The organism is Acinetobacter pullicarnis, assembly GCF_006352475.1.
Lineage (GTDB): Bacteria > Pseudomonadota > Gammaproteobacteria > Pseudomonadales > Moraxellaceae > Acinetobacter > Acinetobacter pullicarnis.
Window position 1 is genome coordinate 65,014 of sequence record NZ_VCMZ01000001.1, and the last position, 14,808, is coordinate 79,821.

Annotated in this window: 13 protein-coding genes; 9 read left to right on the forward strand and 4 right to left on the reverse strand. The window is 41.2% G+C overall.

The genetic code is table 11. The features are described 5' to 3' along the window. The first annotated feature begins 52 nt into the window (after positions 1–52). Together FD716_RS00270 and FD716_RS00275 are read left to right on the forward strand one after the other, a co-directional pair. The gene (locus FD716_RS00270; RefSeq protein WP_139850428.1) at positions 53–817 is read left to right on the forward strand and encodes a helix-turn-helix domain-containing protein; all 765 of its coding nucleotides are present in this window, start codon (positions 53–55) and stop codon (positions 815–817) included. Positions 818–1,211: 394 nt separating this feature from the next. Continuing rightward, positions 1,212–2,981, forward strand: a complete 1,770-nt coding sequence (locus FD716_RS00275; RefSeq protein ID WP_139850429.1) for an oleate hydratase — start codon at positions 1,212–1,214, stop codon at positions 2,979–2,981. Positions 2,982–3,038: 57 nt separating this feature from the next. Here FD716_RS00275 and FD716_RS00280 read toward each other — a convergent pair whose 3' ends face one another. Then, the gene (locus FD716_RS00280) at positions 3,039–3,974 is read right to left on the reverse strand and encodes a LysR substrate-binding domain-containing protein (RefSeq protein ID WP_139850430.1); all 936 of its coding nucleotides are present in this window, start codon (positions 3,972–3,974) and stop codon (positions 3,039–3,041) included. Between the two features lie 170 nt (positions 3,975–4,144). Here FD716_RS00280 and ycaC point away from each other — a divergent pair, with 170 nt between their 5' ends. From ycaC to aqpZ, 3 genes are all read left to right on the forward strand, one after another. Next, positions 4,145–4,771 (forward strand): isochorismate family cysteine hydrolase YcaC, encoded by a 627-nt coding sequence (gene ycaC / locus FD716_RS00285; protein WP_139850431.1) that lies wholly within the window; start codon positions 4,145–4,147, stop codon positions 4,769–4,771. Between the two features lie 151 nt (positions 4,772–4,922). Beyond that, entirely contained in the window at positions 4,923–5,663 is a 741-nt protein-coding gene (locus FD716_RS00290) for a sulfite exporter TauE/SafE family protein (RefSeq protein WP_139850432.1), read from the forward strand. A 270-nt stretch (positions 5,664–5,933) separates the two neighbouring features. Beyond that, entirely contained in the window at positions 5,934–6,662 is a 729-nt protein-coding gene (gene aqpZ, locus FD716_RS00295; RefSeq protein ID WP_139850433.1) for an aquaporin Z, read from the forward strand. Positions 6,663–6,722: 60 nt separating this feature from the next. On the opposite strand, the gene FD716_RS00300 is transcribed toward aqpZ, so the two are convergent. Next, positions 6,723–7,622 (reverse strand): LysR family transcriptional regulator, encoded by a 900-nt coding sequence (locus FD716_RS00300; RefSeq protein ID WP_139850434.1) that lies wholly within the window; start codon positions 7,620–7,622, stop codon positions 6,723–6,725. A 164-nt stretch (positions 7,623–7,786) separates the two neighbouring features. Here FD716_RS00300 and FD716_RS00305 point away from each other — a divergent pair, with 164 nt between their 5' ends. From FD716_RS00305 to FD716_RS00320, 4 genes are all read left to right on the forward strand, one after another. After that, complete coding sequence (locus tag FD716_RS00305; protein WP_139850435.1) at positions 7,787–8,875, forward strand: glycerophosphodiester phosphodiesterase family protein; 1,089 nt, start codon at positions 7,787–7,789, stop codon at positions 8,873–8,875. A gap of 176 nt (positions 8,876–9,051) precedes the next feature. Continuing rightward, a complete protein-coding gene (locus tag FD716_RS00310; protein WP_139850436.1) occupies positions 9,052–9,738 on the forward strand; it encodes a hypothetical protein in 687 nt (228 codons plus the stop codon). Positions 9,739–10,056: 318 nt separating this feature from the next. Next, entirely contained in the window at positions 10,057–10,755 is a 699-nt protein-coding gene (locus FD716_RS00315) for a hypothetical protein (RefSeq protein WP_139850437.1), read from the forward strand. A 129-nt stretch (positions 10,756–10,884) separates the two neighbouring features. Further along, positions 10,885–11,868 (forward strand): helix-turn-helix domain-containing protein, encoded by a 984-nt coding sequence (locus tag FD716_RS00320; protein WP_139850438.1) that lies wholly within the window; start codon positions 10,885–10,887, stop codon positions 11,866–11,868. 50 nt (positions 11,869–11,918) lie between these two features. On the opposite strand, the gene FD716_RS00325 is transcribed toward FD716_RS00320, so the two are convergent. After that, entirely contained in the window at positions 11,919–13,034 is a 1,116-nt protein-coding gene (locus tag FD716_RS00325) for a class II histone deacetylase (RefSeq protein ID WP_139850439.1), read from the reverse strand. 215 nt (positions 13,035–13,249) lie between these two features. Next, positions 13,250–14,746 (reverse strand): MocR-like pyridoxine biosynthesis transcription factor PdxR, encoded by a 1,497-nt coding sequence (gene pdxR, locus FD716_RS00330; RefSeq protein ID WP_139850440.1) that lies wholly within the window; start codon positions 14,744–14,746, stop codon positions 13,250–13,252. Positions 14,747–14,808: the final 62 nt, after the last annotated feature.

The following is a 14,808-nucleotide window of genomic DNA, read 5'->3' on the forward strand; positions in this document are numbered from 1 at the left end:
CTTGGGCTTTTATAATGATTGAGACAATAAACATCGAAAATAGGACAATCGTATGGCATGGGTGGATGCTTCAATTGATTTTGATGCGGATTTGCTGCCTCAGCCGATTTTGGCAGTCAGTTCTGAGTTTCAGCAACATTGCTCCAGCCTACATCAACATCAAAAAGGTCAATTGCTATATATCACTGAAGGCTATGTTGAGGTGTATTTGGCAGCATCACGTGATTACTGTTTGCTTACTCCGCAATTTATGGTTTGGATTCCAGCTCAGATGTTGCACCAAATCCAGGTGAAACAGCGGATTCAATATCATTCGGTTTGGTTCGATCCGAGTGTTTATACACTGGCAATGCACAGTAAAATTTTCATGCCATCGGAGTTACTGCGTGCAGTTTTACAACGCATGATGTTGTTGCCTTTAGATACCAATTGGCAGCAAGGTTCAGCATTGCATTTGGGGCAGCTCTGTTTAGATGAAATCAACACGATACAAGCAGCAGCTTTATCGCTGCAATGGCCTGAGCATCAAAAACTCCGTACGTTATTAGAGACATATGCATTGCCGCCTAGCCGCACTGAATTGGCCGATGCACTGCATGTGAGTGAAAAAACCTTAACTCGCATCTTTAAAAAAGACACGCAAATGAGTTATCAGCAATGGCGACAAAATTATAAGTTGATACTAGCAATCAAGTTGTTGGCAGAAAAAAAACGTATTTCTGAAATAGCCGATTACTTAGAGTTTTCCAGTGATAGTGCTTTTATTTATTTTTTCAAACGGCTGACCGGAAAAAGCCCCACCCAGTATTTTGATTGAGAAATTCACTTTTTTCTGTTTTGCAGCATGTCATCTTGTTCATTTCGGCAGTGGATTGGTCCAGCTAATAGGGCTGACTATAAACGATGATCTTATTTCACATCATGAGCTTATAAATAATCGGCAGCTTGAGCGAGGGTCAGAGAGGTAAGCGCCTAACCAAAGATTGGTGCATCTGAATGTATTACTGTAAACATATCGTGATGTATTCACAGGAATATCTCAAAAATCTTGATAAAACTAATAGCATATCAACGTTTTAAGAATTAATAAGCTTGGCTTAACAGTATGAATAATGTTCAGTTTTCACTTACGCAGTTTTACATTAAAGAGCTGTGCATTTGGCTAAAAAGCTGTAATTTAGAATGTATTTCAAACAAGCAGGAATATAGTAATGTATTACAGCAATGGAAATTATGACGCTTTTGCACGACCAAGAAAGCCACACAACGTGGACCAAAAGTCGGCTTGGTTTGTAGGTTCAGGGCTCGCTTCACTCGCAGGCGCTGCATTTTTAATACGTGATGGGCAAATGGATGGTAAAAAAATTACCATTTTAGAAGAACAATCCATAGCCGGTGGCGCATTAGATGGTATAGACGAACCAGAAAAAGGTTTTATTATCCGTGGCGGTCGAGAAATGGAAAACCATTTCGAATGTTTATGGGATTTATTTCGCTCTATCCCCTCAATAGAAATAGAAAATGCCAGTGTATTAGATGAATTTTACTGGCTGAATAAAGATGATCCGAACTCGTCCTTACAACGTGCCACAATAAACCAAGGACAAGATGCAAAAACTGGCACACTATTCACTTTAAATGAACACGCACAAAAAGATATTATTAAACTATTTCTCGCGACACGCGAAGAAATGGAAAATAAAAGAATTAACGATGTTATGAGCCAAGATTTTTTTGATAGTAATTTTTGGATGTATTGGCGCACCATGTTTGCCTTTGAAGAGTGGCATTCTGCTTTAGAAATGAAACTGTATTTACATCGCTTTATTCACCATATTGTTGGCTTACCCGATTTCTCTACACTTAAATTCACCAAATATAATCAGTATGAATCTTTGGTTCTTCCATTGGTCAAATGGCTTACAGAACATGGTGTGAAGTTCCAATACGCAACCACAGTTAAAGATATTGATTTTGAAATTACGGATGACGCTAAACGTGCAACCCATATCCATTGGATTGAAAATGGAAAAGAGGGTGGGGTTGCACTGACTGAAAATGATTTGGTTTTTGCCACCATTGGTTCACTCACTGAAAATTCAGACTGTGGTGATCATCAGACTGCTGCAAAACTCAATACTGGTCCGGCACCTGCTTGGGACTTGTGGAAGAAAATTGCGGCCAAAGACCCAGCCTTCGGCCATCCAGAAAAATTCTGTGCACATATCCCTGAAACCAAGTGGGAGTCTGCAACAGTTACAACTTTAGATCCGCGCATTCCTAAATATATTCAAAAAATTACCAAGCGCGATCCATTTAGTGGCAAGGTGGTGACGGGTGGTATTGTCACTGCAAAAGATTCTTCTTGGTTAATGAGCTGGACCGTCAATCGTCAACCGCATTTCAAAAAGCAACCCAAAGATCAAATCGTGGTTTGGGTCTATGCACTGTTTGTTGAACGACCTGGTGATTTCATTAAAAAGCCAATGCAAGATTGTACTGGTGAAGAAATTACCCAAGAGTGGCTCTATCACATGGGTGTTCCGGTTGCGGATATTCCTGAATTGGCGCGTACAGGGGCAAAAACCGTTCCGGTGATGATGCCTTATGTCACCGCATTCTTTATGCCACGCCAAGCGGGTGATCGCCCAGATGTGGTGCCGCATGGTGCTAAAAACTTTGCCTTTATTGGACAGTTTGCGGAATCTAAACAACGTGACTGTATTTTTACCACTGAGTATTCTGTGCGTACACCAATGGAAGCGGTTTATACCTTGCTAGATATTGAGCGTGGTGTTCCTGAAGTCTTTAATTCGACCTATGACATTCGTTGCCTGCTTGCTGCAACTGGACGTTTGCGTGACGGTAAAGAGATTGATGTACCGGGTCCTAAATTCTTGCGCAATTTGCTGTTCCGTAAATTGGACAATACGCAAATTGGTGCATTGCTCAAAGAATATCAAATTATTCCTGAGGATTAATTTGACTAAAACGGTTATACCCAGAGGGATAAAAATGAGCGCTTAGGCGCTCATTTTTTATTCCGTATTCATCGGTATATAGCCAGAACTATGTTTGGCAAAATCTCGAATGCCCTCAACCAAAACCTGAATTAACTTTTCAACGACCAGCCTTTGTCCTTTGCGATCAGCGTAAACCAATTGCACCGTTCCAATATTTGATTGCCAGTCGGGAAAGAGGTGGATTAAGCGGCCAGATTTTAGATCGGCTTCAACAGTCAGATAGGGTAAATTTGCAACGCCTAAATCATCACAGACAGCATAATAAATACCAGCCAGATCATTTGAACGAATACGAGGATGTAACGTCAACTGGGTACTTTCAAAGCTTTTTATATTTTTGAGCTGCCAACGATATTGTGATTTTTTGGTGCCTAATACAATACTGGGGAGGTGTTCTAACTGCTGAAGTTGGTCTAATTGATTATTTTCTAAAAAAAAGGGACTCGCAACCAAGCAGTGCGTGGTTTTTACCAGATCTCGGACAATCAAACTGGAGTTTTCATTGTCATCAAACGTGGTGCGAATTGCGATATCAATATTATCGTGGATGATATCAACACGCCGGCTGGTAAGCTCCAACTCAAGTTCAACTTTCGGATGTTTTTTAAGAAAATCATTCAGTAATTTTCGAATTTGAAAACGCATCATCACTTCAGGGCAGCTAATGCGTACCAAGCCTTGTGGCTCACTTTTTTGCTGAAATAAAATGTTATCTGCATTTTCTGCTTGAAGTACGATTTCTTCGCATTCTTGATAAAACGCCTCGCCTAAAGAGGTCACCTTAAAGTGCCGTGTAGAGCGCTGAATTAATTTGATCTGGAAGCGTTTTTCTAACTCGACAATCCGCCGACTGAGTTTAGATTTAGTGATATTACTTTGTGCACTTGCTTGGGAGAATCCCCCATATTTTACAACAAGATAAAAATAGTAATAATCATCGAAACTATACACGTCTGTACCCCACCTGCTGTATCTATCTCATTTTTATAAAATTATATATGTATTACTTTTACTTGTCCTGAAAATAGGAATATCTTGATTGGTTTTGACCCCTAATTATTTAATATAAATCAATATATATTAATGGCTTATCTACTTAATTTAGTCATTGGAGATTCGAGATGGGAAAACCTTATGTAAGATTAGATAAAGACAATGCTGCGGTACTTTTAGTCGATCATCAAACTGGTCTACTCTCTTTGGTACGTGATATGGATCCGGATAAATTTAAAAATAATGTACTGGCATTGGCAGCACTGGCGAAGTACTTTAATTTACCAACCATTTTGACCACAAGTTTTGAGCAAGGGCCGAATGGTCCATTAGTACCAGAACTTAAAACCTTTTTTCCAGATGTACCGTATATTGCGCGTCCAGGTCAAATTAATGCTTGGGATAATGAAGACTTTGTTAACGCGGTAAAAGCGACTGGGAAAAAACAACTGATTATCGCAGGAGTTGTGACGGAGGTTTGTGTTGCTTTTCCAGCACTTTCAGCGATTTCAGATGATTTTGAGGTTTTTGTGATCACCGATACTTCAGGCACCTTCAATCCAATCACCCGTGATGCGGCATGGGATCGTATGAGTCAAGCAGGCGTACAGTTGATGACTTGGTTTGGCGCTGCATGTGAATTACACCGCGATTGGCGTAATGATGTTGAAGGGCTCGGGACTTTATTTTCCAACCATATTCCAGATTATCGTAATCTGATGAATAGCTATGCACAGCACAGCACGAAGGAATAATTTTAATTTCATTTTTAGTTTTAATTAACCTCTAAAAGCAGCCTCAAGTTTTGCTTGAGGCTGCTTCCAAAATTCATGATGTTCCTTATCCCCGCAATTTTCTACCATGGCCTCCTGAATGTAGATGCATTGAACAGTAGAGAGCATGGTGATGGCGGGATTTATAATTGGTGTATTTGCTCTGGCAGGCATGATTAAAGGCATGATTGGCCTCGGCTTACCTGCTATTTCGATGGGTTTGTTGACCATCGTGATGAGTCCATTTCAAGCGGCCAGTTTATTAATTGTTCCCTCACTGTTGACCAATTTTTGGCAGCTCTTTGCAGAAGGGCGTGTGATTCGACTGATCAAACGCTTTTGGAGTTTGATCTTAGGTATTGTGGTGGGGTCAATCTGGAGTATTTTTCCAACCCTAAGTGACACGCAATTTCCAAGCGAAGCGTTACTCGGAAGTATGTTGGCGCTCTACGGAATCTATGGTTTATTTGCCAAGAATCTCCCCAACTTAAGCCGACATCAGCACTGGTTATCTCCATTGGTTGGTTATTTAGGTGGAGCATTAACCGTTTCTACGGGTGTTGTCTTAATCCCTGTTGTGCCGTATTTGCAGAGTTTGCAGTTGCAACGTGATGATCTGGTTCAGAGCTTGGGTTTAGCATTTACTGTTTCAAATGTATGTCTAGCTGCTTTTTTATATTTCAATCCAGTCGAGCATATTCAATTTAGCTATCAAATGGTTTTGATGGGGTTGATTCCAGCACTGATCGGCATGTGGTTGGGCGCTAAAATTCGTTATCGTATTTCAGAAGTGAGATTTCGTCGACTATTTTTTATGGGACTAATCGCACTTGGCGGCTATATGTTGTTAAGGACAGTAGTGAAACTTATTTAAAACTAGGTTTCTGTTATTTAAAGATATTTAGAATGAGAATGGCTTATCTGGGGATAGGCTATTTTTAGTTAAGCATTGAATAAAAACATACGGTTAAAACTTATAGATGAATAGATAACCAAGAACTAAGCATATCGGTTTGAAGAATAAATAGCGTAAATTGTTCGAGTTTGAGCGTTGAAATACTTTGGATTTTCAGTGCCTAAACCCTTTTTAAATCATGGGGATTTATAAGATTAAATGCTTGGCTAAGCATGAGAGAACATTAAAATGAAAAAATTATTAGCAGAGTTTCTGGGCACATTTTGGTTGGTTTTTGGCGGTTGTGGAAGTGCGGTATTTGCGGCAGCTTTTCCAGAACTTGGGATTGGATTTGCCGGTGTGGCACTGGCATTTGGTTTAACGGTTTTAACTGCAGCTTATGCTTTGGGGCATATTTCAGGTGGGCATTTTAATCCAGCGGTCTCGATTGGCTTATTTGCTGGTGGGCGTTTTGACGGCAAACAACTGCTACCTTATATTGTTGCTCAAGTTTTAGGGGGCACTTTAGCTGCTGGACTGCTTTATGTGATCATGCAAGGTCAGGCTGATTTTGCAGGGGTTGGTGGTTTTTCCAGCAATGGCTATGCTGCATTATCGCCAAGTCATTATTCCATGATTTCAGCGCTTATTATTGAAGTGGTATTAACTGCATTTTTCTTAATTGTGATTATGGGGGCTACGGATAAACGTGCACCTGCTGGTTTTGCACCAATTGCAATTGGTCTAGCGTTGACTTTAATTCACTTGATTAGTATTCCAGTGACCAATACCTCTGTAAATCCTGCGCGCAGTACCGCGGTTGCTTTATTTGCTGAGACTGCAGCACTTGGTCAGTTGTGGTTGTTCTGGATTGCACCGATTGTCGGGGCGATTGCAGGGGCTTTGATTTATCGCATTGTCGCAGCCGAACAAACCATTTCTGCACCTGCTGCAGAAATGGAATTAAGTCTTGATTAACAAGACAGTATATAGATAAAGGGGGTGTCACTTGAAGGTGGTGCCCCTTTGTATTTAAATCTAGGATAATTTTGATTTCTGCGAAACCAAGAACTGGGTGAGATGTTGATAGGTCAAGGGTAAGCTGTCGAAGTTTTGCGCGGCCAGTTGGAGTTGTCGATTGGCCCATGCACCACGTAATTCAATTTGATGAAAGGTATAGTCTTGTGCTAAGCGACTCGCTGCACGCTTAGGCATAATAGCGACACCGACACCATCGGCCACCACTTGAGCGATTGCAGTAAAATTCGGTAAGCGTAGACGATATTGAATATTTTGACCCAGTTGCTTTGCTTGATTCTCAATGGACTGCTGCAAAGAATGGTATTGCATCAAACCAACAAATGGATATTGCAGCGTTTCCATTAATTCCAAGCTTTGTTGTTGCACGAGGGGATGTTGTTTGGGGCAAATCAGCACCAGCGGATCTTCCCACAAGCTCAGTGTTTGTAAGGGCGTGGCATCAAAAAAATTGGTGACGATGCCCAGTTGCGCTTGACCTTGCTGTAAGGCAGCAATAATGTCACTGCTTTCAGCCTCTTTAAACTCAATATGCAACTGTGGATTTTCCATCAGGTATTGCGGTAGAAAATGCGGTAGATATTCACTTTGAGCGGACGAATTACACCATAAACAAAGTTGTGTTTGCTCACCTGTAGCAAAGGGCTGCATCACCTGTTGCAGTTGATGATAGTGCCGTATCAAATTTTGTGCCTGCTCCGCAAAACGTTGCCCAGCCAAAGTAAGTTTCACTCCAGACGCATGTCGGCTAAATAAACTGACATGATAGGATTGTTCTAGTTTTTTAATGCGCTCGCTGGCGGCCTGTAATGAGATCGCAGAACGTTCCGCCCCTTTGGTCAGGCTACCAGTTTCAACGATATGCAGAAACAGTTGTAGATCAAAAAAATCGAGACGCATGAGCAATGGATCAGCAAAAATAGAGCCCTATATTAGCAGCTCTTCGAAAATCATAATATCTTTGCGCAACCCCGATTTTATTGCCGTACAGATTTAATAAATTCTCAATCAGAATGAAATATTAAACATTTAAATTGGCCGTTTTATTCGACACATACGAAATTATGTCTAAATATCTACTGCCGATTCTTTTAAGTTCAAGTTTTATTCTATCTGCATGTAAGGATGATAATGATGCCGATAGCGTAATATCGACGCCAAAACCACCGGTCAAACATCTATTTTATCAAGATCGTCCTTTTGATTTGCAAGCACATCGTGGTGGTTTAGGCCTACAAACAGAGAGCAGTATTGCCTCTTTTAGTCATGCGCTTGAAATGGGAGTTACTACTTTAGAATTAGACACTCAGGTCACCAAAGATGGTCAAGTTGTGGTGACACATGATCGTCAAATTTCTAAGAATAAATGTTTAGATGTGGCACCAGTAACTGGTGGTGATCCAATGTATCCCTATGTTGGAAAGTATATTAAGGATCTTACCCTTGAACAGATCAAAACCATGGATTGCGGTAGTTTACGTTTAAATGATTATCCGGGGCAGCAAGTAAATCCTGGTGCGAAAATGTTAACCCTAAAAGAATTTTTTAGTTTAGTGCAAAGTTATAAAGCAGATAATGTGCTGATGAATATTGAAACTAAAATTGAAGCCGGAGCACCAGAGCAGACGGCACCACGAGAATTGTTTGTAAAAGCAGTATTAAAAGAGATTGAACAGTCTGGTCTGGAAAATCAAATTACCATTCAAAGTTTTGATTGGGGTGCACTGAAACTGGTGCGAGAATTAAATCCAAAGTTACCGATAGTGGCATTAACCAATGGTCAGCAGTTTTTACAAGCGGGACAGGAAGGAAAATCGCCATGGTTAGGTGGTATCGATATTGATGATTTTAATGGTGATTTAGTCGCTGCGGTACATTCATTTGGCGGCGATGCGATTTCACCAGTGCATGGCAATCCACAAAATGGAAAAATTGGTGATGCCAATTATGTCGCTTATACAACCAAAGAAATGATTGAAAAAGCGCATAAAGTAAATATAAAAGTAATTCCATGGACCGTTTCAGATTTTGCAACGATTGATCATTTAGTCGGTTTAGGTGCAGATGGGGTGATTACCGATTTACCAGATGTCGCACGTTTGGTCATGATGAAAAATCAAATGAAACTGCCAGATCCTGTTGCTAAAAAATAATCGAAAATAAAGTATATTAATCAATAGACTGCTTCCATAAGTCCTTTTTTCTTTCTCCTTAAAGGGGAAAGAAAAAAGCGGTTTAATAATTATTCGTTTTAAAATTAAAGAAGATCACTTATAACTATTTTAGATCAATGCATTGTTAACACTTTAATGAGAAGACGGATACGCCTATGAAACGTTCTAAAATTGCCGTGATGCTGCTTAGCAGCAGTTTATTTTTGGCGACACATGCTGCCAACGCGAAAACTGAAAATATCAAGGCTGATCCAAAGCGTGCTGAAAAAGTCGCGGAGTTACTGATTGCGATTTTTGCACAAGACCCAAATAGCCCAACGAAATTAAATATTCAGTTCGGTGCAGCAATTGCCGGAATTTCGGAAGATGAAGCCTACAAGAACTTGAGTAAAGATGGTCAACAAGCCATTTCTTCACCTGCTGTGATGATGAAGACCGCACTCAGTGGTGAATTTAATGCAGATGAGATGAAGATTGTTGGACCAGCGATTGATAAACAACTTTTAATGCAAAGTAGCATTATAAAAAGCTGTAAATTGAGTGGGAAAATGACCCAACCAACCAAAACCAGTTATGAATTTCCAGTCAGCTGCCAAATTCCGCAAGTTGATTGGGATACAGCTAAAAAGCCAGACGTTAATCCAGAAGCAAGCGATGCCAATAACTTCGCGACCATGCTGAATTGGATGGTTGACTCAATGGCGAAAGCACCTCAGCAACCTTTAAATACTCGTATCTTGGTGAATCAAAATGGCAGTTATTATGTCCCAGAGATGGATGACGGAAATTACTTTCCAAATAGTGTCACCCGACAAATTATTGGTGCAGCTGAGTCCGATTAAGAGCACGCAGTTGCGCGGTTTAAGAGGGAGGGGGAGTCATTAATACACGCTTGGTATTCTCATTGTTTGGCATAGATTAATCTTGAGAAATGTAACCCCACCGCTGTGCTGTTAAATTGGAATATCCAAAAAATAAGAATCTATACTTTTAAGTATTTGATTTCGCATCGAATCAAGCACAGCAGTGCTTGATTCGATATTGAGCTTTACATATTTGAGGTTAAAAAAACAACAATTCAAACCAAGTTGGCGTAATATAAGTTATAAGCACTTAACACTAAAAAATTTAATCAGTTTAATTACAAGACTTATATTTATATGAAAACATCTAAAATCACTTCGATTTTCTTGGGCGTTGGTCTGCTTTTATCTACCCATATTACCCATGCCGCGTTTGCAATGAATCAAACAGATTCCGATCGTGCAAAACAAGTTGCTGAATTACTGATTGCACTTTATGCACAAGCCCCGCATGACCCAACGTGGGTCAATATTCAGTTTGGTGCGGCTATTGCTGGTATTTCTGTAAATGAAGCAAGTGCTTTACCGAAAATTCCATCACCGACCTCGATGGCCGAAGCTGCATTGAGTGCACCATATACAACACAGGAGATGGCCAAGGTTGCGCCTGTGATTGATCAACAAATGAGTATACAAAGCAACATTGCAAAAAGTTGTAAGTTGAATGGGGAAATGACTCAACCGACCAAAACCAGCTATGAGTTTCCAGTGAGCTGTCAAATTCCTGTCGTCGATTGGAAAGCACTTCAAAAGCCAGCTGCCAATCCCAAGATAAGTGATGCAAAAAACTTTATTATCATGCTGGACTGGGTCAATGCCGTGATGCTTAAGGCGCCTCAACAAAATATAAATACGTTTATTCGGCTTGATCAAATAGGTAATCGTTTAATTCCCAATATCACGGATGGAAAATATTTTCCAGTTAGTCTCACCCTTGCAATTTCTAACGTTTCCGAAGAGCGGCAAGGAAAACAACGTTTAAGACTAGGTCCCTGAAAAAACATGAAATAAGAGTATAAAAAATATGCTTAGCCCGTTATAAGTCATAGAGGGATATGCAAAAGCTAAGGAAGGTCTTTTGTATATTTGATTGGGTTTTGCTTTAAACAGAATAGGGAAGTTGTGATGTCTACAGAAAGTTTAAATTGGATTATTCATTGCATGAAAGCAAATTTTGGCTTTGATGCGATGCAAATTTTATGGTTTTGCCCTGAGAATAAAAAGCATTATGAGCTTTTTAGAGAGGGCTATAACAAATCATGTGCAGATAGCTTGAACTATGATTTTCCAATGACCTACCCACAAGGCTTTACTCACTTAATTTCGCCGCATGATCTATTACCACCCTCTATTTCTGAGTCAGGTGAAATTATGCAGCCGCCTTTTCGAATGACCAATATTTATTTGAATGCTCTGAATAAGCATGGTTACTGTGATGGATTAAGTTTGGAGCTAAATTCATCTGAATTCTATTTTGGTTTAATCCATTTCTCATCCTATGCTGCCAATAATTTTAATCGCAATGTTCGCACTTTGATTCATAACTTTAGAACGGTGATTGAAGACTGGATGGGGAAGATGATTTCCTATAATAAGACCATCAACAATTTTATTTTCTTTTATGCCAAGCAAAAATCCACCGACTATTTTGAACTGATCAAAGGTGATAAAGATAAGATTCAGTCAGAAGTAATATTCAATATTGTCGAAACGTTAGAAGAAAATAAACAACAGCTATTATTGAACCAACAAAATGTATATACAGCCTCGATCACTTGTTTTCCCAATGGCAGCAATATCATTGAAGTTGTGCCTGCTGCATTGCCGAATAAACTGACCAAAAAAGAATTGCTGGTATTAAGTTGGTTGGTTTCTGGCAAAACAGATAAGGAAATTTCCCAGTGCTTATGCTTAGGTGAGCGCACGATTAATTCACATATTGCTTCTATTTTAAGAAAACTCGAAGTGAATAATCGAGTCGAAGCAGCGGTTTATGCTGTACTGAATCAAGTGGTATTTATTCAAAATGGCATGAAAACCATCACAGCTAAAAGCAACGTAACGAACAAGATGCGATTGCCCAATCAACAAGGTCAATCGATTGACTGACCTTGAATTATTGATCTTATGTGCGTAATGCTCAGCGTATGGGCTTAGGCTTAGTGTAGATCGACCAGTAGTTTTTCAACTTCATCGACAATCTGTTTTTCATGCTCAAGCAGGATATCTCCACCCATGCCACCCACCAGCCCAATGAGTGAATCACCAATCGTATCGCATTGGGTTAAAGCTTGAACCACGGCAACCCCACAGAATGGTAAGTATTGCGGGCTATAACCGCCTTCTTGAATAAAGGCAATGCGGCCACCACAAACTTCTTCAGCACAGTCAACCGCCATTTTTGCCATAGTTTTAAAGCCATCGGCAGTCACCATCATGCGGCCCAATGGGTCCATAATGCTGGCATCAAAGCCAGAGCCGATAATAATCAGTTCAGGTTGATATTTTTTCAGTGCAGGAATCACAACTTTTTCAAAAGCATAGTGATAGGCTGCATTGCCGCCGCCCGGTGGCAGTGGAATATTTAAGTTATAACCAAAGCCTTCACCTTCACCACGTTCAGAGGTAAAACCTGAATCGGATGGGAAACATAAGTTTTGGTGCAACGAAATCGTGAGAACAGAAGAATCTTCCCACCAAATATCTTGTGTACCATTGCCATGATGTACATCCCAATCGACTATCGCCACACGTTTCAGCCCCAGTACATCTTTGGCATAAGCTGCTGCCACCGAGGTATTGTTAAATAAGCAAAAACCCATCGATTGATTGCGAGTTGCATGATGCCCCGGTGGGTTAATCAATGCATAACCGGTTGAAACTTCACGACTCACTACTTGTTTGGTCAGTTCAATCGCACCACCAGCAGAAAGATAGGCAATATTCAATGCGCCATTACCTACATGAGTAATGCCATCACCAACATCACCACCACCAGCCAAGCCACTGATCCGTTTTAGGTTATCTAGCACCGCTGGGGTATGCACCCGTAAAATATCTTCATCTGTTGCAGCAATGGCTTTAATACTGGTGAGTAAATCCATTTGTCCAGAAGTACAGACCAGTTCATTGAAGCGGCGTTTGGTATCTGGATGTGCCATGTGATGGCTAATCGGTTGTAATTTCGCTTCGAAATTTGCAGCGAAAACAGGGCCACTACCAGTATCCATCCAGCTATACAGGGTATTCCATACATATCCAATTTTGTTTGACATTTCTTTATCCTTAAGAAGATGCTGTGACTGAGCCTGCATTATGTGCAGGTCTCGGTCTGCGATTCTTCCGTAGAATTACTGAATTTTTAACTGATCTGCTTGAGGCAAAGATTGCTGCGATAAAATCTGCCTAAATTGCATGCTGATCGGCTCAATCAGTGCAAGAAAAGCAAGGCAAGGCAATTGGGGTTTTCCATCCACCATCTGGATCAGAATCAGGCTGAACTCGAACTTTGGGCTTTAGCTTCGGTTAAAAGGCGGCTGAGTTTTTGAATCGCAATGCGCATATCTGCGCTTTCAAAATCGCCAAGCCCAATAATCAGACCTGAACGTGTGTGGTCACTGGCAAATGTGGGTGAAATAGCCTTAATGGCAACACCATCTTCCAATGCCGCAGCGGCAATCTGCGTATCGTTAATACCATGTGCGAGCCATAACACCATATGCATGCCTTGATCGCCAGGTTCCAAGGTTGCAAGCTCAGCGGGAATGATGTGCTCAATCATTGCAATCAGTTCTTTACGCTTTTCAGCATAGATATTGCGGATGCGCCGAATGTGTCGTTCTAGATAACCTTCCCGAATAAATGCGGCTAAAACATGTTGATCGGCACTGGCAGAATGTCGATCAATTAAGGCTTTGAGCCCACAAAAAGCATCCACCAATGCGGCTGGAACAATCGCATAACCGAGTCGTAGTGAGGGGAACAGCACTTTGCTAAATGTACCCAGATAAATCACACGACTAGGATCAAGCCCTTGCAGGGATGGAAAGGGTTGGCCGCTGTAGCGCAACTCACTGTCATAGTCATCTTCAATGATCCATGCATTTTGGTTTTTTGCCCACGCCAATAAGGCGTTACGCCGTGCCAAACTCATCGCCATACCCAATGGGTATTGATGCGAAGGTGTCACAAAGGCAGCGCGGGCGGATTTGGCCAATGCAATCCCGCGTTGGACTTGGATCCCTTCTGCATCGACGGGCACAGCTACCATTTGAATCTTTTGAATACTATGCGCCAAAGTGGACGTAGTTCCGCGATAGGCGGGGTCTTCGACCCAGACTTGATCTTGTGCTTCAAATAAAATTTGACTGCAAATATACAGTGCTTGTTGGGTACCGGTGGTGATAATAATTTGCTCAGGTGTGCAGCGTACAGAACGAGATCGACGCACATAGTCTGCAATGGCTTCACGCAATGACAAAATGCCTTGAGGATCTTCATACCCTGTCGGCACACCGACACCACGTGCGCGAAAACGGTTGCCAAATTTGCGCCACGCATCATTGGGTTGCGTGCGATTGATTGGAACAGAAACGGCAAAGGGTAGGTGAGGCAGGGGCTTGAAATCTTTTAACACCGCGGCAAAAGCCTGTGCTGCGGTTGTAAGTGGCATCGAGCTGTTTTCACTGTTGTTTTTTTGCGGCTCGCTGCTGGCAGTTAAGGCGTGTGCAACATAGGTGCCAGTTCGGGCTTGGGATGCTAAAACCCCTTCGGCCAAGAGTTGATCGTATGCTTCAATTACAGTGCCTCTAGCAACTCGCAGGGTTTGTGCCAATTCTCGTGATGAGGGCAGAGGATCGCCCGGTTGCAGTTCTCCATGGTGTACTGCCGCACGCAAGACTTGGATTAATTGCAGACTGATGTGTCCTGCTTTTTTATCAATTTTTGCAATCGAAGGAAGATCAACAACTTGAGCGGTTCTTGCCATAATTCTGGTCTACTCAAAATAAAATAAATTGGTACTTTTTAATAATCCATATAAATCGCAAT